Origin of the sequence: Blautia sp. TF10-30, from assembly GCF_003481245.1 — a bacterium.
In the GTDB taxonomy this organism is placed as follows: Bacteria; Bacillota; Clostridia; order Lachnospirales; family Lachnospiraceae; genus Fusicatenibacter; species Fusicatenibacter saccharivorans.
The window spans coordinates 235,118-257,802 of record NZ_QUKM01000003.1 but is presented as its reverse complement, the minus strand read 5'-3'; the positions used below and the strand labels follow the sequence as shown (position 1 = coordinate 257,802).

Annotated in this window: 21 protein-coding genes and 1 pseudogene; 20 read left to right on the top strand and 2 right to left on the bottom strand. The window is 49.8% G+C overall.

The genetic code is table 11. The annotated features are described in order from the left end of the window. Positions 1–7 precede the first annotated feature (7 nt). The 9 genes and pseudogenes from DXD02_RS05115 (at position 8) to DXD02_RS05075 (ending at position 8,866) form a co-directional block, all read left to right on the top strand. Positions 8–883: a methionyl aminopeptidase gene (locus DXD02_RS05115; protein WP_022461385.1), complete on the top strand. Its 876-nt coding sequence runs from the start codon at positions 8–10 to the stop codon at positions 881–883. Positions 884–972: 89 nt separating this feature from the next. Then, positions 973–1,881, top strand: a complete 909-nt coding sequence (locus DXD02_RS05110) for a radical SAM protein (RefSeq protein WP_243106361.1) — start codon at positions 973–975, stop codon at positions 1,879–1,881. Positions 1,882–2,017: 136 nt separating this feature from the next. Then, entirely contained in the window at positions 2,018–3,220 is a 1,203-nt protein-coding gene (locus DXD02_RS05105) for a class I SAM-dependent rRNA methyltransferase (RefSeq protein ID WP_022461383.1), read from the top strand. A gap of 67 nt (positions 3,221–3,287) precedes the next feature. Next, the gene (locus tag DXD02_RS05100; RefSeq protein ID WP_118666480.1) at positions 3,288–3,512 is read left to right on the top strand and encodes a DUF6472 family protein; all 225 of its coding nucleotides are present in this window, start codon (positions 3,288–3,290) and stop codon (positions 3,510–3,512) included. A 74-nt stretch (positions 3,513–3,586) separates the two neighbouring features. Then, the gene (locus tag DXD02_RS05095; protein ID WP_022461381.1) at positions 3,587–4,108 is read left to right on the top strand and encodes a nitroreductase family protein; all 522 of its coding nucleotides are present in this window, start codon (positions 3,587–3,589) and stop codon (positions 4,106–4,108) included. A gap of 135 nt (positions 4,109–4,243) precedes the next feature. Continuing rightward, a pseudogene (locus DXD02_RS16215) lies at positions 4,244–4,915 on the top strand (response regulator transcription factor). A gap of 24 nt (positions 4,916–4,939) precedes the next feature. Then, positions 4,940–5,959, top strand: a complete 1,020-nt coding sequence (locus DXD02_RS05085) for a sensor histidine kinase (protein WP_118666479.1) — start codon at positions 4,940–4,942, stop codon at positions 5,957–5,959. A 146-nt stretch (positions 5,960–6,105) separates the two neighbouring features. Next, complete coding sequence (locus tag DXD02_RS05080; RefSeq protein ID WP_055219485.1) at positions 6,106–6,873, top strand: ABC transporter ATP-binding protein; 768 nt, start codon at positions 6,106–6,108, stop codon at positions 6,871–6,873. Continuing rightward, on the top strand, positions 6,866–8,866 hold the full coding sequence (locus DXD02_RS05075) for an ABC transporter permease (protein WP_117509265.1): 2,001 nt from the start codon (positions 6,866–6,868) through the stop codon (positions 8,864–8,866). Before DXD02_RS05080 ends, DXD02_RS05075 begins: the two co-directional genes overlap by 8 nt. A gap of 117 nt (positions 8,867–8,983) precedes the next feature. Here DXD02_RS05075 and DXD02_RS16050 read toward each other — a convergent pair whose 3' ends face one another. Next, positions 8,984–9,523, bottom strand: coding sequence for an FKBP-type peptidyl-prolyl cis-trans isomerase (locus tag DXD02_RS16050; RefSeq protein WP_330425650.1), 540 nt, complete (start codon positions 9,521–9,523; stop codon positions 8,984–8,986). 327 nt (positions 9,524–9,850) lie between these two features. On the opposite strand from DXD02_RS16050, the gene DXD02_RS05065 reads away from it, so the two are divergent. The 10 genes from DXD02_RS05065 to DXD02_RS05020 all read left to right on the top strand — a co-directional run bounded on the left by DXD02_RS05065 (position 9,851) and on the right by DXD02_RS05020 (position 19,506). Further along, positions 9,851–11,323, top strand: coding sequence for a vWA domain-containing protein (locus tag DXD02_RS05065; RefSeq protein ID WP_118666477.1), 1,473 nt, complete (start codon positions 9,851–9,853; stop codon positions 11,321–11,323). Positions 11,324–11,410: 87 nt separating this feature from the next. After that, complete coding sequence (locus DXD02_RS05060; RefSeq protein ID WP_118666476.1) at positions 11,411–12,850, top strand: ATP-binding protein; 1,440 nt, start codon at positions 11,411–11,413, stop codon at positions 12,848–12,850. Between the two features lie 105 nt (positions 12,851–12,955). Beyond that, positions 12,956–13,693, top strand: a complete 738-nt coding sequence (gene truA / locus DXD02_RS05055) for a tRNA pseudouridine(38-40) synthase TruA (protein ID WP_118666475.1) — start codon at positions 12,956–12,958, stop codon at positions 13,691–13,693. 106 nt (positions 13,694–13,799) lie between these two features. Further along, positions 13,800–15,128 carry an electron transport complex subunit RsxC gene (rsxC, locus tag DXD02_RS05050; RefSeq protein WP_118666474.1) on the top strand — a complete coding sequence of 443 codons (1,329 nt, stop codon included), beginning with the start codon at positions 13,800–13,802 and terminating at the stop codon, positions 15,126–15,128. A gap of 13 nt (positions 15,129–15,141) precedes the next feature. Next, positions 15,142–16,098, top strand: coding sequence for an RnfABCDGE type electron transport complex subunit D (locus DXD02_RS05045; protein WP_117509260.1), 957 nt, complete (start codon positions 15,142–15,144; stop codon positions 16,096–16,098). After that, the gene (locus tag DXD02_RS05040; protein ID WP_118666473.1) at positions 16,095–16,733 is read left to right on the top strand and encodes an FMN-binding protein; all 639 of its coding nucleotides are present in this window, start codon (positions 16,095–16,097) and stop codon (positions 16,731–16,733) included. Before DXD02_RS05045 ends, DXD02_RS05040 begins: the two co-directional genes overlap by 4 nt. Beyond that, entirely contained in the window at positions 16,730–17,434 is a 705-nt protein-coding gene (gene rsxE, locus DXD02_RS05035) for an electron transport complex subunit RsxE (RefSeq protein WP_022461369.1), read from the top strand. Before DXD02_RS05040 ends, rsxE begins: the two co-directional genes overlap by 4 nt. After that, the gene (gene rsxA / locus DXD02_RS05030) at positions 17,431–18,006 is read left to right on the top strand and encodes an electron transport complex subunit RsxA (RefSeq protein WP_022461368.1); all 576 of its coding nucleotides are present in this window, start codon (positions 17,431–17,433) and stop codon (positions 18,004–18,006) included. Before rsxE ends, rsxA begins: the two co-directional genes overlap by 4 nt. A gap of 13 nt (positions 18,007–18,019) precedes the next feature. Then, on the top strand, positions 18,020–18,814 hold the full coding sequence (locus tag DXD02_RS05025; RefSeq protein WP_118666472.1) for an RnfABCDGE type electron transport complex subunit B: 795 nt from the start codon (positions 18,020–18,022) through the stop codon (positions 18,812–18,814). Between the two features lie 191 nt (positions 18,815–19,005). Further along, complete coding sequence (locus DXD02_RS05020; RefSeq protein WP_022461366.1) at positions 19,006–19,506, top strand: heme-degrading domain-containing protein; 501 nt, start codon at positions 19,006–19,008, stop codon at positions 19,504–19,506. A 113-nt stretch (positions 19,507–19,619) separates the two neighbouring features. On the opposite strand, the gene DXD02_RS05015 is transcribed toward DXD02_RS05020, so the two are convergent. Then, positions 19,620–20,510, bottom strand: coding sequence for an RluA family pseudouridine synthase (locus DXD02_RS05015; protein WP_117801737.1), 891 nt, complete (start codon positions 20,508–20,510; stop codon positions 19,620–19,622). 257 nt (positions 20,511–20,767) lie between these two features. Between DXD02_RS05015 and ftsH the strand changes: the two genes are divergently transcribed. Further along, on the top strand, positions 20,768–22,627 hold the full coding sequence (ftsH, locus tag DXD02_RS05010; RefSeq protein ID WP_117509257.1) for an ATP-dependent zinc metalloprotease FtsH: 1,860 nt from the start codon (positions 20,768–20,770) through the stop codon (positions 22,625–22,627). The last annotated feature ends 58 nt before the right edge of the window (positions 22,628–22,685 follow it).

Below are 22,685 nucleotides of genomic sequence, written 5' to 3'. Positions count from 1 at the left end.
GAACATTATGCTGAAAAAAATTGGAAGAAATGATCCCTGCTGGTGCGGCAGCGGGAAGAAGTACAAAGACTGCCATCTGGCGCTGGATGAGAAAATCAATTCTTATAAATTAAAGGGATGGAAAATTCCGCCGAAGAAAATTATCAAAAGACCGGATCAGATCGATGGAATTCGTGAAAGCGGTCTTGTCAATATTGCAGTTCTGGATTATGTGGCCGAAAACATTCATGCAGGCATGAGTACGGAAGACATCGACCGTCTGGTCGCAGAAAAGACAAAAGAACTCGGCGGAATTGCAGCACCGCTGAATTATGAAGGATTTCCGAAGAGCGTGTGTACCTCCATCAACGATGCGGTATGCCATGGAATTCCGAACGAAGAGGAAATTCTGCAGGACGGAGATATCATCAATGTTGATGTTTCTACCATTTATAAAGGATATTTTTCCGACTCTTCCCGTATGTTCTGTATCGGTGAGGTAGACGATGTTTCAAAGAAGCTGGTGGAAGATACGTTAAAAGCCGTACAGCTTGGACTCTCCGAAGTACGTCCGTTTAACCGGCTTGGCAATGTCGGCGCGGTGATCAATGAATTTGCCCAGAGTCAGGGCTATAAAGTAGTCCGTGACATCGGTGGTCATGGCGTCGGTCTGGAGTTCCACGAGGATCCGTTCGTCAGCTATGTCACAAGACGCGATACCGGAATGCTGCTCGTACCGGGTATGGTATTCACCATTGAGCCTATGATCAATCTCGGAACGGATGAGATCTTCATCGACTCCGACAACGACTGGACTGTCTACACTGAGGACGGCGCACCGTCAGCCCAGTGGGAGGTTACGGTTGCGGTAACAGAAGATGGATATGAAATTCTGGCATATTAATTGACGCATAGAAATATGAAAGCTGTGTCTGTGGAAGAACTATTTTCCGGAGACACGGCTTTTTTCTAAAGAGAAAAGGGAGAAATACGATGCAGGATTTGGAACTGGAGATGAGCCGGTGCCGGGTTTGTCCGCGGAAGTGCGGAGCGGACCGGGAGCATGGAAAGACGGGATATTGTAAGGCGCCCTCCGGGGTTGCGGCGGCGCGGGCGGCGCTGCATTTCTGGGAGGAGCCGTGTATTTCCGGGACGACGGGGTCAGGGACGGTTTTCTTTTCCGGGTGTAATCTGCGGTGTGTTTACTGTCAGAACCATCATATTGCGGAGATGGAGAGCGGAAAAGTGATTTCGATCGGGCGGCTTTCGGATATTTTTCTGGAGCTGCAGGCGCAGAATGCGAATAACATCAATCTCGTGACGCCGAGCCACTACGTGCTGCAGATCCGGGAAGCACTTCTTCTGGCGAAAGAGAAGGGACTTACCGTACCGATTGTCTATAACTGCGGCGGGTATGAGAGCGTGGAAGCCCTGCAGGCTCTGGATGGGCTGATCGATATTTACCTGACGGATTTTAAATATATGGTTCCCTCGCTTGCAAAAGCGTACTCGCGGGCAGAAGATTACCCAGAAACAGCAAAACGGGCGCTGGCGGAAATGGTGCGTCAGACGGGCAGGGCTGTATTCGATGAGAATGGTCTGATGAAAAAAGGTGTGATTGTGCGCCATTTATTGCTGCCCGGTGCTGTAAAAAATGCAAAAGCTGTGGTAAAATACGTCTATGAGACGTACAGCGATACCGTCTGGCTGAGCCTCATGAGCCAGTACACGCCGCTTCCGCAGGTGGAAAACATAAGTCCGCTGAACCGGAAAACGACAAAGCGGGAGTATGAGCGTCTGCTGGACTATACGTTTTCCCTCGGCGTCACCAACGCCTTTTTACAGGAAGGCCCGGTGGCTGAGGAGAGTTTCATTCCGGAGTTTGACGGAAGAGGAATCTGACGTTATAGTTCACTCGTGCAAAAAGGAGCTGCGCAGCAGCAAAAAGCGCTGGAAGTGCGGTTTTGAGAATGCAAGCAAAACACATTTGTCTATGATTAGATATGGCTAACTATATTGTTTTAAGGAGGAAAAACTTTTGAGCAACGCAGTTGTAACACTGAAAAAAGGAGAGGGCCGCGCCCTAAAGCAGGGCGGAGCCTGGATTTTTGATAATGAGATCGCTTCGATTTTAGGAGCATATGAAAACGGAGATATCGTGCTGGTGCGCGACTTCGACGGATACCCGATGGGACGAGGTTTCATCAACGAGCATTCCAAAATCCGCATCCGTATGATGACAAGAAATATCGACCAGGAAATCGATGAAGCATTTTTGAGAAAAAGAGTGCAGGATGCCTGGGAATACCGCAAAAAAGTGACGGACACATCGAGCTGCCGCCTGATCTTTGGCGAGGCAGACTTCCTGCCGGGACTCGTAGTGGATAAATTCTCCGATGTGCTGGTCGTTCAGTCGCTGGCACTCGGTATCGACAAAATGAAAATGACGATCATCCGCCTGTTGGAGGAGGTTCTGGCAGCTGACGGGGTTAAGATCCGCGGCGTGTTTGAGCGAAGTGATGCAAAAGTGCGTGAGCAGGAGGGCATGGAGCGTGTGAAAGGATTTCTCTCCGAGCCGTTTGACACCAGCGTGGAAATCGTCGAGAATGGTGTCCACTATCTCGTCGATGTCAAGGACGGCCAGAAAACTGGTTTCTTCCTGGATCAGAAATACAACCGTCTGGCTGTGCAGAAGCTCTGCAAGGACGCGAGAGTGCTCGATTGCTTTACCCACACCGGATCGTTTGCACTGAATGCGGCATATGCAGGAGCAAAGGAAGTTATCGGCGTTGATGCATCAGAGCTCGGCGTAGAGCAGGCACGGAAAAACGCATCCTTAAATGGTCTGGAAAACGTAGCATCTTTCGTGTGCGAGGATGTCTTTGAACTGTTGCCGCGTCTTGAAAAAGAGGGAGAAAAATTCGACGTCGTTATCCTTGACCCACCGGCCTTCACAAAATCAAGAAACTCCATCAAAAACGCAATCAAGGGATATCGTGAAATCAATCTGCGCGGCATGAAACTGGTCAAAGACGGCGGCTATCTGTGCACCTGTTCGTGTTCCCACTTTATGGACTACGAACTCTTTACAAAAACCATCAACCAGGCGGCTCACAACGTCCACAAACGTCTCCGTCAGGTAGAATACCGCACCCAGGCTCCGGATCACCCAATTCTGTGGGCGGCGGATGAGTCCTATTACCTGAAGTTCTACACTTTCCAGGTTGTGGATGAAAAATAGAAATTCTTCCTCTGCCGGAAGCGCCGAAACGGAAAAGCGAAGTGTAAGAAATGGGAGGAATTGCCATATGATAGAACCAACACCCCACACACAAAAGAAAAAGCACTCCCGCCAGATGGCCACAAGCTGTGAGTCGTGCGGCAATTTTGTGTATGATGAGGAGTATGAGTGCTACACCTGCGAGGTCGATCTTGATGAGGATGAGATGGCACGTTTTCTGCAGGATAAATTTTACAACTGTCCGTACTACCAGCTCGGCGACGAGTATCGGATTGTGCGGAAACAGATGTAGGCAGGCAATGCGTCCGGTATACAAAGCTGCGGCGTTTGCGATAAAAACAAAAAAAGAACAGGAGGATTTTTACCATGAACAACGAAGTATTAAATGCAATCAAAACAAGAAGAAGCATCCGCAAATACAAAGCGGAGCAGATTACGGATGAGCAGCTTGATGCGATTCTGGAGGCCGGAACGTATGCGGCAACCGGCATGGGAAAACAGTCGCCGGTGATTGTTGTGGTACAGAAACCGGAGCTGATTGCAAAGCTTTCAAAAATGAATGCGGCTGTTATGGGTACAACATCCGATCCGTTCTACGGCGCTCCGACCGTTCTGATCGTGCTTGCTGACCCGGAGCGCGGAACTTATGTGGAGGACGGCTCTCTTGTCATGGGAAATCTGATGCTTGCAGCACATGCCGTTGGTGTGGATTCCTGCTGGATCCATCGTGCAAAAGAAGAGTTCGCGAGCCCGGAGGGAAAAGCCCTCTTAAAAGAGTGGGGACTTTCCGAAAATTATGTTGGCATCGGCCACTGCATCCTCGGCTATCGCGACTGTGAGTACCCGGAGGCAAAAGAAAGAAAAGCAGATTATATTGTAAGAGTATAATCATCTGCGAAAACGGCTCCGGGAGCGGCTGTGCGTTGAAAACACCCGCCCGGAGTCTATATTTTTAACCGAATCAAGCAAGTAGCGAAGCGGATTGCGAATATCCGCTTTGCTAGAGACAACAGAGGAACAGCCATGTATCGAATTATGATTGTAGAAGATGATGAAGTCATCGCCCGCGCCGTGCAGCAGAGCCTGGTTTCCTGGGGCATGGATGCGTTCTGCGTATAGGATTTTTCCAGTGTTCTCGCTGAATTTGCCGTGAAAAATCCGCAATTAGTGCTGATGGACATTCATCTTCCCTTTTTTAACGGATTTCACTGGTGCCAGGAGATTCGAAAAGTCTCTAAAGTGCCGGTGATTTTTCTTTCTTCTGCATCGGACAACATGAACATCATTATGGCCGTTAATATGGGCGGCGATGACTTTATCGCGAAGCCGTTTGATTTAAGTGTCCTGACCGCCAAAGTCCAGGCGATGCTCCGCCGCACCTACGAATTTGCCGGAGAAACGAATTTCCTCGAGCACCGCGGTGCCATGCTCGATACGGGAAGTGGTGTGCTGAATTACCGGGGAAAGCGAATTGAGCTGACAAAAAATGAGTGGCGCATTCTGCAGTCCCTTCTCGAAAATAAAGGAAAAGCCGTCAGCCGCGATATGCTGATGATGCATCTGTGGGAGTCGGACAGCTTTATAGATGACAACACGTTGACCGTCAACGTCACGCGCTTGCGGAAAAAACTGGAGGAGGCAGGACTTACAGACTTTATCCAGACGAAAAAGGGTGTCGGCTACCTGATCGCATGACGGAAGCAGAACAGGAGAAAGAGGATGGAACAACAGAAAGAGGGAATCCGGCAGGAGGTTACACTTCTTAACTGGTATTTGAAAGAGCATCTTGCATCGGCCGTGCGGATTGCCGCTTTTATAGGAGTATTTTCACTCCTCTGTTTTCTGCGCAATGTGCCGCAGGATGTCACCGTTTATATGATCGTGCTGATGGCTGCTGTCGGAGCCACAGGTTTTTGCTTTCATTATGGGAAGTACCGGAAACATCATCTGGTCTTAGCACTCCTTGCCGCCGAACCGCAGGGCAAAACAGAAGCGCTTCCGGAGGCGGACGGGCTTCTGGCGCGGGATTACCAGCAGATCATCGCATCCTATGAGCGGCAGTTTCAGGAAGAACAGATTAAGATGGAGCAGAAATACCGCGATATGATGGAGTATTACACGATGTGGACCCATCAGATCAAAACGCCGATTGCGGCGATGCGGCTGCTTCTGCAGGAGGAGGATACGCCGTTTTCGCGTGAAATGCAGAGCGAACTTTTCCAGACGGAGCAGTATGTGCAGATGGCGCTGCAGTACCTGCGCATGGAAAAAATGACATCGGATCTTGTCTTTGCAAGGTACGATTTGGATGCGCTGATCCGCCAGGCTGTGCGGAAATATGCTCCGCTTTTTATCCGCCGGAAGATTATCCTTTCCTACGAGCCGGTGCACTGCGAGGTGCTGACAGATGAAAAATGGCTCGTCTTTGTGCTGGAGCAGATTCTGTCAAATGCGCTGAAATACACGAAAAGTGGAAGCATTCACATCTATCTGTCACCGGATGCACCAAAAACGCTGGTGATTGAGGACACCGGCATCGGCATTGCGCCGGAGGATCTGCCGCGGATTTTCGAAAAAGGCTACACGGGCTGCAACGGCCGCGCAGACAAGCGGTCAACGGGCATCGGACTGTATCTGTGCCGCCAGATCATGGAGAAACTTTCGCATACCATCCGCATCGAGTCGGAGATGGGAGTGGGAACGAAGGTGTATCTTGGGCTGGATACCGTATCCCTGTAGTACATAGAGAGCTTCGCCGGGAATCTTACAGAAATGTAAGGTTGCCGGTCTTTTTGTAAGATGATCCTAAGGCAGAAGAGGGCGCGGACGGGTATAATAAGCCTTGTCAATTAAGAAAACAGTTCAGACAGAAAGGAAAATGTGACATGGCAATTCTGGAAGTAGAACATCTGAAAAAAACATATACCACGCGCCTTGGCAGCAACCGGGTGGAAGCGTTGAAAGACGTTAATTTTACAGTGGAACGGGGCGAATTTGTTGCAATCATGGGCGAATCGGGAAGCGGAAAAACGACGCTTCTGAACCTGCTCGCAGCACTAGACAAGCCAACCGGCGGACAGGTGCGGTTAAATGGAAAGAATCTCGGCGAATTAAAGGAGAAGGAGATTGCCGGATTCCGCCGCGAAAATTTAGGTTTCGTGTTCCAGGACTTCAACCTGCTCGATACCTTTTCCCTGCGTGACAACATTTATTTGCCGCTCGTGCTGGAAGGAAAAAAATACGAGGAGATGAGTCTTCGGGCAGAGCCGATTGCGAAAAAACTCGGCATCACCCAGATCCTCAATAAATACCCATATGAGGTGTCCGGCGGACAGAAGCAGCGTGCAGCCGTTGCGCGTGCGCTGATTACCAATCCGGAGCTGGTTCTTGCGGATGAGCCTTCCGGCGCGCTCGATTCCCATGCAGCGGATGGCCTCATGAAACTGTTCGGGGAGATCAACGAGGAGGGCCAGACGATTGTTATGGTAACGCACAGTGTGAAGGCGGCCTGCTCGGCGAAGCGTGTGCTGTTCATCAAGGACGGCGAGGTCTTCCACCAGCTGTATCGCGGTTCTTTAGGGCGCGATGAGATGTATCAGAAGATCTCCGATACGTTGACAATTCTTGCGACGGGTGGTGAACGGGATGAATAATCTGCTGTATGCCAGACTGGCAAAAACAAATTTGAGCAAAAACCGTCAGAATATTCTTCCGTATCTGCTGTCATGCATCGGCACGGTGGTGATGTTTTTTATCATGGATACACTGGCGCAGGGAAGTGGCTTTGATTCCATGATCGGAAAAGATACGATCCTGACAGTGATGGGGATGGGAACCTATATCATTGGCCTGTTCGCGGTGATTTTTCTGATCTACAGCAACAGTTTTCTGGCAAAAAGAAGAAAAAAAGAGTTCGGTCTGTTCCAGATTCTCGGCATGGAGAAAAAGCATCTGGCGAAGATCCTCTTTTTTGAGAGTCTGTATCTGTGGGCGGCATCGCTTGGAATCGGTATTCTGCTCGGTGTGTTGCTGTACCGCCTGCTGTTTCTGGTGCTGATGAAGCTGACCGGACTGAACGGAACAATTGGTTTTGCGTTCAGTGCAAAAGCCGTGGGAAGTACGATGCTGCTGTTCGGCCTGACTTTTGTGATCAATTTTCTCTTAAGCCTTCGCCAGATCCACGTCTCACAGCCGGTCGAACTGCTGCACGGCGGCGCGCAGGGTGAGCGGGAACCGAAAACGAAGCTTTTGACGGCGGTTCTTGGATTCATGCTTCTTGGTGTTGGCTATTATCTGGCTCTGACCTGCCAATCCTCGATGGATGCACTTGATAAGTTTTTTAATGCAATCGCTTTGGTTATGGTGGGAACGTACTGCCTGTTTTCTGCTGGAAGTATTGCATTTTTGAAAATTCTGAAGAAAAACAAGAATTACTATTACCAGACACGCCATTTTACAAGCATTTCGGGCATGCTGTACCGCATGAAGCAAAATGCGGTCGGTCTTGCGAATATCTGTATTCTGTCAACGGGTGTGCTTCTGGTTATCTCCATCAGCACATGTCTGTGGACGGGAATTGAGGAGGTTACCTATACGCGGTTTCCACATCAGATTTCGATCGAAGCAAATACTGGCGTGAGCGGCATTATGAAGACGGTGGAGCCGGTCAGTCAGAAGATGATAGAGGAAGTGAAAACTGGGATTGATCAGCATCTGGAAGAAAAGCAGCTCAGAAAAAAGTATGAAAGTGATCAGAGATACTATGTTATGCTTGCTGCTGTAGATAGAAACAAAGTAGAAAAAACACAGTCAGATGATGCTGCGGCGAGCACACTGATAAAAATCATGGAAGAGTCGGAGTACAATCAGGTAACCGGCGAACAGGTAGAGCTGGAACCAGGGCAGGCTCTGGTTTTTCAGGCAAAACAGAAAAATTATGGATATGACACGATTGAACTGGGAAATCAGATGTATGAAGTAAAAAAATGGAATACCGATAAAAAATCGTACATTCTGGATGAGAAGACGCAGGTGTATGAGACAATGACGGTGGTGACGCGGAACCATGAAGCAAAGGAAGCGTATGCGGCTGTGCAGGGAAAGGAGCCAGAAGGATACAGTTGGGAATATGCTCTGGATCTTATCGGGGATGCTGGCGAACAGATCACAGTTGGAGATGAGATTGAGACGATACTGACGGAGTCATCTTTTAACGGATGGGTGGAAGTGCGCGAAAAAGAGCGCAATACGGTTTACAGTCTGTATGGTTCACTTCTGTTTTTAGGTGTTTTCGTCGGTGCGCTGTTTTTGATGGGTGCCGTTATGATTATCTATTACAAGCAGGTTTCAGAAGGCTTCGATGACCGAAAACGGTTCCAGATTATGCAGAAGGTCGGCATGAGCCGCAAAGAAATCCGTCAGACGATTCAGTCACAGGTGGTAACGGTCTTTTTCCTGCCGCTCGCGGTGGCCGTGGTGCATACAATGGTAGCGTTTCCATTGACCAGGCGTATCATGGCAATGCTGAATTTCCCGGACAGCAATCTGTTCCTAGCTGCAACAGCGATTACGATTGCGGCGTTTGCCGTGGTTTACCTGATCGTCTATGTGCTGACGGCGCGGGCGTATTACAAAATTGTGGAATAAAAAGATGTACTTTTTTTAAAACATCAGCGCGGCTTTGAAAAAAACTTAACAAAAAACGATGAGAAAAAGACATCCGGCGCAGACGGAAAATCTGTGGAGGATGTCTTTTTTGCTGTTCTATTTATAAATGCCGTTGACGGTAACTTTGAAAAGAGCTTCTTTTCCGTTGAGTTCGTCTTTTCCATAGTCTTCCGGGAAAGTGACGGTTACATCTACGCTGTCGCCCGGGTGATGACCGATGAGCTGTTCTTCAAAGTCATCGATGTAAGTATGAGAACCGATCACAAGATCAGCGCCGTTTCCTTTTGTGTTTCCTCCCTGGAATTCCACGCCGTCAATGGAGCCGACATAGTCGATATTGACGGTATCACCGTCCTCAATGGTGAGGGAAGTGTCGGTCTGCAAAGAGGCAGAAGCCGAAGTGGAGGCTGATGAGGCGGATGCGGCCGATGAGGCTGTGGAGGTATCCTCCGAGGCACTTTTGACAGAGAGTCGTTTGGAATCGAGTACGCTGGCAATAATAAGGCCGACGATCACAACGACAATCAGAGCTGGTCCGGCCCAGCTCCAGATCTTTTTGTAATGCGCTACTTTCGCTTCGTGCTCCCGCTCTTTGGCACGCCGTTCCCTGGCAGCTTTTCTGTTTTCTTTGTTCATAAAAAGGATCTCCTTTGCGCTTTTACGACTGCAATCGTATTTTATAATATCAAGTATATCATAAAAATATGGTAAAAGTGTGAAAAAAATAACACGATCCAACATTGTCAATGCTCAAAAATGACGATATAATGAGTGCAAGTGAGTCAAATGAAAATTTATTTTCAGTTGACGAACGACGAATGTTGCTTACGCGGCAGCGTAAGATTGAGTGCAAGTGAGTCAAACGAAAATTTATTTTCAATTGGCGAACGACGAATGTCGCTTACGCGGCAGCGTAAGATTGAGTGCAAGTGAGAAAACGCGGCGAGTAAGGGAGTGAATAAAATGGATGACTGGAGTAGTTTCAGAACGACGACATCTGAACAGCAGCGCCTCCGGGCTGCACTTTCCGGCTTTTGTGAATCGCAGGATCTTCCGGAAGAACAGCGAGCCGCATATACCGCATACCTGCGGAAACGCATCCGTCCCGCTGTCGAAATGCTGATTCGTGAGGATGATTTTTCAAAGCTGGAACGTATTCTGCAGACCGGATGGCTGTCCGATGCAGACCGAAAACGTTTTCTCAACCTTGCTGCCGACCAGCAGAAATGGCAGGCCTTCCGCATTCTCCTGAACCGGAGCTCACAGGATCCGATGCAGGAGAATACGGAAAGCAGAAAAACAGAAGCTGCGTTTCAAAAAGAAAAGCCCACAAAAGAAAAAGAAGCGCTGGCGCTCCGGCTTTTCGAAGAAGCCCGCAAAAACCTCTGCTGGCTGTACCCGGAACTTGGTGAAGCGATTCTTTTCTTTCAGCATCAGCCATCCGACAGGACAAAAGCCATCACATCCGACGGTCATACGATATATTTTAACTCCGATTTTGTACTCCGCATGTGTGCCGAAAATTCATCGTTCCTCAAGGAAGGCTATCAGCACCTGCTGCTGGAATGCATCCGCCGGTTTGGGAAAGAAACACTGGAGCCGGAAAAAAAAGAACAGCCCCCGGTTTCATGGTTGATGCCGGAAAAAGAAAAACAGTCTCCGGTTTCATGGCTGGTGCCGGGAAAAGAACTGGAACTTATCGAGTCTTTTCAATCAGTCTGGAAACGTGCTTCCCGCAAGTTGGCGGAAAACTACGGCACCGGCGGCCTGCGGCGAGGCCAGAACCGTGGTGGAAAAAAAGAAACCCTGTCCGGGATCGAAAAAAGAGCGTACGATTACCGCCGCTTCCTGAAACGCTTTACCGTTACCCGCGAGGAAATGGAGCTGGATCTCGACAGCTTCGATCCAGTCGCTTACCATTATGGGCTTATGTATTACGGAAATTTCCCTTTCATCGAGCCGCCGGAGACGCGCGAGGGAAACCGTCTCGAAGAGCTGGTTATCGCGATCGACACATCCGGTTCGTGCAAAAAAGAAATTGTAGCAAAGTTCCTTGGTGAGACGCGCAGCATTCTTGAAGAAAAAGAAAACTTCTTTTCCCGATGGAACGTCTGCCTGATCCAGTGCGACAGCTTCGTGCAGGATGTCACGATGATCCATTCACCGAAAGAATGGGAAGCTTACCGTGAAACAATTATCATCAAGGGCCGAGGCGGAACCGATTTCCGTCCTGTCTTTCAGAAAGTGGAAGAGTTGCGGAAACAGCATGTATTCCGAAACTTAAAAGCGTTGATCTATTTTACCGACGGAGACGGAATTTATCCCGAACAAAAGCCCGATTACGAGACGGCATTCGTCTTTGTCAGACAGACCGAAAAAATGAATCTTGTCCCCAAATGGGCAAAAAAACTGCTGACAGAAGAATGTACTCTTTGAACACAACTGACAAAAAAGCATCTCGCAAAATCAAACACAGAAAGATTTCGAGAGTACATAAAGAGCGCATAAGATAAGAGAGAACATATGAACATACAAGAAGCAAAAGAGACAATTGAAACAGCCCTGCGCGCATACTTTGCAAGAGATGAAATTGGTTTTCCACTGGTTCCGCTCCGGCAGCAGCGTCCCATTCTCCTGATCGGCCCGCCGGGCATCGGAAAAACGGCAATTATGGAGCAGATCGCAGAAGAGTGCGGTGTGGGGCTTGTCGCCTACACGATGACACACCATACGCGTCAGAGTGCCATGGGCCTTCCGGAGATCTGCACACGTGGAATCGAAGGGAAAATGGTACATACAACGGAATACACGATGAGCGAGATCATCGCCTCGATCTATGACTGCATGGAGCAGACCGGAAAGAAGCGGGGTATCCTCTTTCTCGATGAAATTAACTGCGTCTCCGAGACCCTCGCTCCGGTAATGCTGCAGCTTTTGCAGGACAAAAAATTTGGCAATCAGCACATCCCGGATGACTGGCTGATCGTGGCCGCCGGAAATCCGCCGGAATATAATAAATCTGTGCGGGAATTTGATGTGGCAACGCTTGACCGTGTGCGGAAGATCGAGGTGCTTCCCGAGCTTTCCGTCTGGCTCTCCTACGCAGAGAAAAATCAGATCCACAGCGCCGTGACAACGTACCTTATGGCACACAGTGACCATTTTTATTCTGTTTCGCAGGAAGCGGATGAGAAGCGTTTTGTGACAGCACGCGGCTGGGAGGATTTGTCGGTAGTGCTGAAAAGTTATGAAATCCTGCATTTTCCGGTCGACGAAGCACTGATCGGACAATATTTGCAGGAAGAAAAGACGGCGGAGGAATTCAGCTCGTACTACAGGATTTACGAAAAATATGGACAGGATTACGGTGTAGAGGAGATTCTGACCGGTGCATTTTCCGGAAAAATCATGGCAGAAAAACAGAAGATGGCGGCAAATGGTTCCGCAGAAGAGCGATCTGTACTGCTGTCTCTGTTTCATGCGGCACTTCAGAAAGAGGCATCCGGCTGCCAGAAGCAGGAGCATACGGCAAAGGAGTTCTCCGAGTGCTTTCGCCAGTTTACCGGGCTTTGCAGGCAGAAAAAAGATGAGACATACGCATCCTGGCTACAACAGAAAGAGCAGGGATTTGCAGTGTGCAAAAAGCAGGGACTGCTGAAAAAGGACGAGGAAGAAACGAATGCGCGGGTCTTGAAAAAGTTAAAAAAACTCGAGGAGACCGCTAAAAAATGTCGCAAAACCGATTCGGATCAGATGAAAGAGCTTTTTGAAACGGTATGTGAACTGGAACAGGAAAAAGTGGAGAAGGAAGTAAAGGATGTGAAACTGCAGATCCGCCGTGCCGCTGAATTTTTACAGAACAGCTTTCCGGGCGGAGCAGAAGTGGTGCTGTTTGAAGCAAATCTTGCGCGAAGTCCAGCGTTACGGAGCTTTTTGATTGAGAAAAGCATGGATGCCAAATGATAAGCTGCCACTTTGTAAAGAAGAAAATGGTTCTGAAAAGCCCATTTCTGGAGAAAAATGATTTGAAAGGAAGAGGAAGAACAGGACAGAGGAAGGAAGAAAAAGATGAATTATAAAATGATCCTGCAGTACGATGGCACGCGCTATAACGGCTGGCAGAAGCAGGGAAATACGGACAACACGATTCAGGGCAAGCTCGAAACGCTGCTGTCCAGGATCGCAGGAGAGCCGGTGGAGATCCACGGCGCGGGCAGAACCGATGCCGGCGTCCATGCGGCGGGACAGGTCGCAAATGCAAAGTTTCATACGGGTCTATCCGATGAAGAACTTCTGCAGACAATCAACCATTATCTGCCGGAAGACATCGAAGTTACCAGCCTCGCGCGGATGCCGGAGCGCTTCCACAGCCGTCTGAATGCGGTGGACAAAACATACGAATACCGTATCGTGATCGATGGCAGAAAGCATGTTTTCGAGCGGAAATACGTGTATTTTCCGGAAGCACCGCTCGATGTGGAAAAAATGAAAGAAGCATCGAAAGCGTTTGTCGGAACGTATGATTTCAGGAGCTTCTGTGCCAACAAACGTATGAAAAAATCGACAGTACGGACGATTACCGGAATTGATTTCTGCGAGAAAGACGGGATTCTTATCATTTCCTATACCGGAACCGGTTTTCTGTACCACATGGTGCGGATTCTGACCGGAACACTTGTGGAGGCCGGGATGGGAAAACGGGATATCGCATCAATGACGGAGCTTCTCAAAGCAAAAAATCGCGAAAGTGCGGGTTTTCTTGCACCGGCATGCGGACTCCTGTTAAAAGAAGTCCGATATGAATAACCGAAATAATCAGGGCAATGCACCAGCCTTTTTTGCATAAAAAACCGAAAAAAGGCTGTGAATTGATAAATGCAGCATAGAAAAGAGAAAGGATGAGGTGAAAAGCATGTTTCAGAAGAAAAGAAATACTTTTCATGGCGGCGTTCACCCGTACGAGGGAAAAGAGCTCTCCAAGGACAAACCGATTGTCAAAGCGCAGCCGGGCAACTTATTGTATTACGCAGTGTCACAGCACATCGGAGCGCCTGCTGTGCCGATCGTACAAAAAGGCGACCATGTAAAAGCGGGACAGAAAATCGCAGAAGCGGGAGGATTTGTTTCGGCTCCTGTTTACGCATCGGTTTCCGGCACGGTAAAAGGAATTGAGAAAAAAATTTCCGCAGCCGGTTCCCAGGTAGACTGTATCGTTGTGGAGAACGACGGGCTGTATGAAAAAGAAGCATTTGAGGAGTGCCCTCATTGGGAAAAACTCGACGCAGATACGATCCGGAACAAGATCAAAGAGGCCGGAATCGTGGGAATGGGAGGTGCAGGCTTCCCGACACACGTCAAAGTATCCCCGAAAGATCCGTCAGCGATTGACCACATTCTCGTCAATGGAGCAGAGTGTGAGCCGTATCTGACGAGCGACTACCGCAGAATGCTCGAAGAGCCGGAAAAGGTGATCGGAGGCTTAAAAATCATGCTGCATATGTTCCCGAAAGCAAAGGGAATCATCTGCATTGAGGACAACAAACCGGACTGTATCACAAAATTCCGTGAGCTGGTACTTCCTGGGGACAACATTGAGGTTCTGGAGCTCAAAACGAAATATCCGCAGGGTGCCGAGCGTATGCTGATCTATGCAGCAACAGGACGAAAGGTAAATTCCTCCATGCTGCCGGCGGACGCGGGCTGTATCGTGGATAACATCGATACCGTGACCGCTATTTACCAGGCAGTCCGCTTCGGCGAACCGTTGATGAGCCGTATCGTTACCGTGACAGGAGATGCCGTACAGAATCCGTGCAACTTTGAAGTGCCGGTCGGCATGCTCCTATCCGAACTTTTAGAGCAGGCAGGCAGTCTAAAAAACGAGGCAGCCAAGATCATCTGCGGCGGCCCGATGATGGGAAAAGCATTGTTTACAATGGATGTTCCTGTTACCAAGACAACATCTGCACTGACCTGCCTTACGGAGGATGAAGTATCTGCGCTGGCACCATCTGCCTGCATCAACTGCGGACGCTGTGTTTCCGTCTGTCCGGGTCAGATTCTTCCGGCCCGCCTTTCTGTTTTTGCGGAGCACGGTGAGGAAGAGAAGTTTCTGAAATATGGCGGAATGGAGTGCTGTGAATGTGGCTGTTGTTCCTTTATCTGCCCGGCAAGACGTCCGCTGACGCAGGAGATCAGCTCAATGCGTAAAGTGCTTCTGGCAAAGAGAAAGAAGAAATAGGGGGACCTTACATATGAATGGATTATTACACGTATCATCTTCCCCACACGCACGGTCCAAGGTAACGACGGATAAAATCATGTTTGCCGTCCTGCTTGCCCTTGCCCCGGCAGCCTGCGTGGGAGTCTGGAATTTCGGCCTTCGGGCACTGCTTTTGATTGCGATTTCGATGGCAGTCTGTCCCCTGACGGAATATCTGTATGAAAAAGGAATGAAGAAACCGGTGACGATTGCCGACGGCAGTGCACTGGTAACCGGCCTTCTGCTGGCCATGAACATGCCGGTGCAGGCGCCTCTTTGGATGCCGGTGATCGGCGGTGTGTTTGCAATTCTCGTCGTAAAACAGCTTTTCGGCGGTCTTGGCCAGAACATTATGAACCCGGCGCTTGCAGGAAGATGCTTCCTTTTGATTTCCTTCCCGGGTCATATGACCAACTTCGCTGCCCCGGCAGCCGCACATCTTGTGGATACCGTATCCGGTGCGACACCGCTTGCCGCAGCAAAAGCAGGAGAGCAGGTGAATCTGCTGTCCATGTTCCTTGGGAATACGGCCGGAACGATCGGTGAGACTTCCGCACTGGCCCTTCTGATTGGCGGCATTTTCCTTGTCTGCATTCATGTGATTGACCTCAACATTCCGCTCATCTACATCGGAACAGAGCTTTTATTTGCCCTGATTTTCGGCGGCCACGGTTTTGATATCAACTTCCTTGGCGCGCATCTTTTTGGCGGTGGTCTGATGCTCGGCGCATGGTTCATGGCAACCGATTACGTTACCCGTCCGATCACAAAGAAGGGACAGTATATCTACGCGGTCATTTTAGGACTTCTGACCGGTGTATTCCGTATCTTTGGAAATTCGGCAGAGGGCGTTTCCTATGCCATCATCTTTACCAACCTTCTGGTTCCGCTTATTGAGCGCGTGACCGTGCCGGTTGGATTCGGAAGAGGAGGCAAGAAAAAAGCATGAACAAAATCATAAAAAACGCACTGATTCTTGCGGCGATCACGCTGATTGCCGGATTGCTTCTCGGGGCGGCACATCAGGTAACCCTGGAGCCGATTCAGAAGCAGCAGGAGAAAGAAAAACAGGAATCCTGCCAGAATGTATTCCCGGAGGCAGCTTCCTTTGAAGAAGTAACGATGAGCGATGCAGAAAAGGCAGAGCTTGCGGCAGCATTAACCGGCCACGATTTTAATGCCCAGACGATAGATGAGCTGCTGCTTGCAAAAGACGCATCCGGCGCGACGATCGGCCTGGTTGAGATCATCTCCACAACTGAAGGCTATGGCGGCGGCATGCAGTTCTCGATGGGAATTGCATCGGACGGAACGACAAAAGGAATCTCTTTCCTGTCACTTTCCGAGACGGCCGGCCTTGGTATGCGTGCCGACACAGACGATTTCAAGAATCAGTTCAAGGATAAAAACGTAGAAGCATTCTCCTACACAAAATCCGGCGCATCCGCGGATGATGAAATCGATGCGCTGAGCGGAGCAACTCTGACAACGAACGCTGTAACAAACGGTGTCAATGCAGGAATCTGCTGTTTTAACTACTGCAACGAATCCGGTCTGCTTTCCGGAGAGGGAGGGAACTCATGAGAAAAGATACGCCGCTGGAACGGCTTTATAATGGTATCATAAAAGAAAACCCGACCTTCGTCATGATGCTGGGTATGTGTCCGACGCTTGCGGTTACCACTTCTGCAAAGAACGGTATCGGCATGGGCCTTGCGACGATGGTCATCCTGACCGCCTCCAACCTGATGATTTCCCTGCTTCGGAAAATCATCCCGGACGGCGTGCGTATGCCAGCATACATCGTTGTTGTGGCATCGTTTGTAACCATCGTGGAATTTTTGATGGAAGGTTTTATTCCGGCACTCTATTCCGCCCTTGGCATCTACATCCCGCTGATCGTTGTAAACTGTATCATCCTGGGACGCGCCGAGGCATATGCTGGAAAACATGGTCCGATCCCGTCTTTATTTGATGGTATCGGCATGGGCCTTGGATTTACCGTCGGCCTGACCCTGATCGGTATGTTCCGTGAGCTGATCGGAGCCGGAACCCTGTTCGGTATCCAGGTAATGCCGAGTGCTTACGAGCCGGTAAACATCTTCATCATGGCGCCGGGTGCATTCCTTGTGCTGGCAATGCTCGTTGCGGTGCAGAACCGCATCAAACGCCAGAAGTCAGAGAAAACCGGAAAACCGGCAGTCCCGGCAGAAGAGACCGGCTGTATGGCATGCGCCAATAAGGCATACTGCCAGGCTGTGAAAGGAAAGGAGGAAGCGAAATGAAAGAACTGATTTTGATTGCCATCGGTGCTGCGCTGGTGAACAACGTTGTCTTAAGCCAGTTCCTCGGCATCTGTGCGTTCCTCGGTGTTTCCAAAAAGATGGATACGGCGGCCGGCATGGGCGGAGCGGTTATTTTTGTCCTCACGATTTCTTCATTTGTGACAAGTCTGATTTACAAATTTATCCTGGCACCGGCAGAACTTGATTATCTGAAAACGATCGTTTTCATTCTTGTCATCGCGGCGCTGGTACAGCTCGTTGAGATGTTCCTGAAAAAGACGATTCCGTCTCTGTACCGAGCGCTCGGCGTTTACCTTCCGCTGATTACAACAAACTGCGCGGTACTCGGTGTGGCACTCATCAACGTACAGAAGGATTACACGATTCTGCAGGGTACGGTTTACGGTCTGGCAACCGCAATCGGCTTTACGATTGCCATGGTGCTGATGGCCGGCCTGCGGGAAAAGATGGAGTACAACGATATCCCGGAGTCATTCAAAGGAATGCCGATCGTTCTTCTTACGGCTATGCTGATGTCAATGGCATTTATGGGATTTTCCGGAATGATCTAGGAGGGATGAAGAGATGAATGGTATTTTAGCAGCCACCCTGATGGTGGGTGGAACCGGCCTTTTGATTGGTATTCTCCTTGGAATTGCCGGAAAGAAGTTTTATGTGGAAGTGGACGAGCGCGAGACGAAGGTCCGTGAAGCGCTGCCGGGCAACAACTGCGGCGGCTGCGGTTACCCGGGCTGTGACGGAGCGGCGGCTGCAGTGGTAAAGGGTGAAGCCCCGATTTCGGTCTGTCCGGTCGGCGGAGCGCCGGTTGCGGCAGCGATCGGTGCCATTATGGGACAGGAAGCCGGAGCACAGGAGCGCAGAAAAGCAGTGGTACGGTGCGCCGGTACGTGTGACGTGGCAAAGAACAAGTATGAATACACGGGTGCAAGGGACTGCTCCTACGCCGGTTTTGTACCGGGCGGCGGTCCGAAGAGCTGCGGAAACGGATGTCTTGGTTTTGGAAACTGCGTGAAGGCATGTAAGTTTGATGCGATCCATATTGAAAACGGCATTGCCGTTGTGGACGGCGAAGCGTGCAAGGCATGCGGTGCCTGCGTGAAGGCCTGTCCGAGAAATCTGATCGACCTGATTCCGTATGAGCAGAAGATCACGGTGAAATGCCGCTCAACCGAGAAGGGCAAGGCGGTGATGGCAGCGTGTGAGATCGGCTGTATCGGATGTAAGAAGTGCGAGAAGAACTGCCCGTCGGATGCAATTCACGTTGTGGACCAGCGCGCGGAGATCGACCCGGTAAAATGTACGGGCTGCGGCCTCTGCGCAGAGAACTGCCCGCGGAAGTGTATTATGGTAGAAAAATAAAAATGAGAAATTCCATGCTGTGGGAGGGAACTTCTGCGGCGTGGAATTTTTGCTTTTCGGTGATATCGTGTTAGCCAATGCCGGGGGTGGCTGGCTTGACTTGAATTTGGGAAAATGATAAACTGAAAGTCAGAAAACGAGGGGCGAAAAGCTAAAAAAATATAAAATGGCAGAAAGGATGGGGCAAAAGTATGACAATGACAATGGATGAACTGATGAAAGTGCTCGATATGCAGGAGGATATTCTGCAGTTTACGCATTTTACAAATGCAGACGCATGGGAACTGGGAACGATGATCCTGATGGAGGCAAGACGGCGCGGAGCGCAGGTTGGCATCATGATCCGCAGAAGCAACGGGGAAGTTGTATTCCAGTATTGTGATAACGGCATTACGCCGCACAATGTGGAGCTGATGAGACGGAAGAGCAATTCGGTGCTTCTGACGGAGCGGAGTTCGCTGCAGCTCTACATGGCAGCGACGAATGCGCCGGAGAGCGTAAAACAGATGGTACTGGACCCGAAGGAATACGCAATGCTGGGCGGAGGTTTTCCGATCTGCGTGGAAGAAGTCGGCGTTGTGGCAACCGTAGCAGTGTCCGGCATGGGACAGGTTTCGGATCATGATGTGATTGTGAAATGCATCAGCAAATATTTGCATATCGATGAAGTACCGAGAATCAGAACTGTATGAAAATGATGATTGAAACTAAATTTTGTGTATGATACAATGTCACCGGCAAAAAGACATGACAGTTCCATCAGGGACAACAAAACCCCCGTGAGCGGCAACTCACGGGGGTTGGTTTATGTCAGCAGGTTTTGCATATCTTCCGGCAGTGGTGCGTGGAAGTTTAAGGGTTCTCCGGTGATCGGATGGACGAAGGAGAGCGATGCAGAGTGAAGTGCCTGGCGGGGGAAAGTGCCGGGAGTTTTGTTGTAGAGGGTATCGCCGAGCAGCGGATGGCCGATGTAAGCCATGTGGACGCGGATCTGGTGGGTGCGGCCGGTTTCGAGATTGAGTTCGAGGTGGGAGAAAACGGAGCAGTGCGCGAGGGTGCGGTAATGGGTTACGGAGCGCTCGCCGGAGGCAAAGTCGACGGTGCGCTGGATGAGGGAGCCGTCGAGGCGGGCGATCGGGGCGTCGATGGTGCCGGATGCAGCGGTTTCGCCGAGGGCGAAGGCCTGATACGTGCGGTGGATTTCGCGGGAGCGCATGGCATGGGAGAGGACGGCGGCGCTTAAGGCGTGCTTGGCGAGCACGATAAGGCCGGTGGTGTCGCGGTCGAGGCGGTTGATGCAGCGGTAGACGAAGGGTTCACCTTTCTGTTCAAAATACCATGCAATGCCGTTTGCCAGCGTATTTTCATAATTTCCAATCGACGGATGAATCGGCGTATCAGCGGGTTTATCCACAACGAGGATGTCGTCATCCTCATACACAACCGAAAACGGAACCGGCCGCGGCAGAATTCCGTCGGAGGGTTCTGTTTCGACAAGGTGCGTTTCGATCACATCCCCGGCGTGCACGGCCTGGCTCGTCCAGGCGCGGACGCCGTTTCGGAAAATGCCGTCCTCTGTGCGTTTTAAGCCCGTAATAATATGGCGCGAATATCCATGCCGGCGGAGAAACCATTCCACAGTCAGATTTTCCCGTTCCTCCTCCGGCGAAATCACATATGTAAACCTGTGTCCCATACACAAAACCTCCGTTTCTATAGCTTTTTTATCGAATGAACCCTGTCATTTCGGGGCAAAATTTCAAAAAGAGACTTTCCCAGTCTTTCGCAAGTATAGCCGAAAACAGATGGAAAAGCAAGAAACTTACCTTTCTATAGCGAAAATATAAAAAAGTATAAAAGTTTCATGAAATGTCAGAATTTGATTGATTTTAGCGAAAGAAAAGTTTATGCTACTAAAAAAGAAAGAAAATCAAGAAACAGGAGGGGATACAGATGAAGCAGGTGCAAAAACCGAAAAAACCCATAATTTTTTATTATGTAATTGCGCTGATCGTCATTCTGCTGTTAAATCTTCTGCTTTTCCCGAGACTTCTCGAGCCCAAAGTAACAGAAGTTGATTACGGAAAATTTTTGCAGATGGTAGATAACAACGAAATCAGCGAAGTCCAGATCCAGTCAAATGAGATTATTTTCAGCGACAAATCAAGCCCGGCGAATTATTATAAGACGGGTGTGATGAATGATTACAAGCTGGTAGATCGTTTATATGAGGCAGGTATTACCGAATTCGGAACGCCGATCATAGAGCAGATGTCGCCACTCATGGAATTTCTTTTAACATGGGTAATACCGATCGTTGTGATGGTTGCGCTCGGACAGTGGCTGATGAAACGCATGACGAGCAAGATGATGGGCGGCATGGGAAATGCGATGAGCTTTGGAAAGAGCAACGCCAAGGTTTATGTACAGTCCGAAACCGGCATTAAATTTGCAGATGTTGCCGGAGAGGATGAGGCAAAAGAAATTTTACAGGAGATTGTTGACTTCCTGCATAATCCAAAAAAATATGAAGAAATTGGTGCAAAAATGCCGAAAGGAGCACTGCTTGTCGGCCCTCCAGGAACCGGTAAAACGCTGCTTGCAAAGGCAGTAGCCGGAGAGGCAAATGTTCCGTTCTTCTCCATTTCCGGTTCTGAGTTTGTCGAGATGTTCGTCGGCATGGGAGCTGCGAAGGTGCGTGACCTGTTCCAGCAGGCAAATGAGAAAGCACCGTGTATCGTCTTTATCGATGAGATCGATACCGTCGGCAAAAAACGTGACGGCGGCGGATTCTCCGGAAACGACGAGCGTGAGCAGACCCTGAACCAGCTGCTTGCCGAGATGGATGGATTCGATGGAAAGAAAGGCGTTGTCATTCTGGCAGCGACGAACCGTCCGGATTCCCTGGACCCGGCACTTCTTCGTCCGGGCCGTTTCGACCGCCGTGTGCCGGTTGAACTGCCTGACTTAAAAGGCCGTGAGGAAATCCTGAAAGTCCATGCGAAAAACATCCGCGTGGGCGACAATGTCGATTACAATGCGATCGCACGTATGGCATCCGGTGCTTCTGGTGCAGAACTTGCCAATATGATCAACGAGGCAGCACTCCGTGCCGTCCGTGATGGAAGAAAATTCGTCACCCAGGCGGATCTGGAGGAGAGCGTTGAGGTTGTCATCGCCGGATACCAGAAGAAGAATAAGATCATGACCGACAAAGAGAAACTGATCGTTTCCTACCACGAGGTCGGCCATGCACTCGTCGCAGCACTGCAGAGCCATTCTGCTCCGGTTACGAAGATCACCATTATCCCGCGTACGTCCGGCGCCCTCGGCTATACGATGCAGGTGGATGAAGATGAGCATAATCTGATGAGCCGTGAAGAGCTGGAAAATAAAATTGCAACCCTGACCGGCGGCCGTGTGGCAGAGGATCTGGTGTTCCATTCCATCACGACAGGTGCTTCGAACGATATCGAGCAGGCAACGAAGGTGGCAAGAGCCATGATCACCCGCTTCGGTATGAACGAGGAATTTGGTATGGTTGCATTTGAGACGGTAACGAACCAGTACCTCGGCGGTGACACTTCCCTGGCATGCTCCGAATCGACAGCAGCACAGATTGATGAGAAGGTTGTTGCAGCAGTCAGAAAACAGTACGACAAAGCAGAGCAGCTCTTAAAAGATAACATGCCGAAACTCCACGAGCTGGCAAAATATCTGTATGAGAAAGAGACGATCACAGGTGATGAGTTTATGGAAATCCTGAATTTATCCCCGGATCAGCTCACGACAACGAGAATGGAAACAAACTAAAAAGCGATAAAAGCAGATGAGAATCCCGCGTTACTGTTCACCCAGCAGTGAAACACTT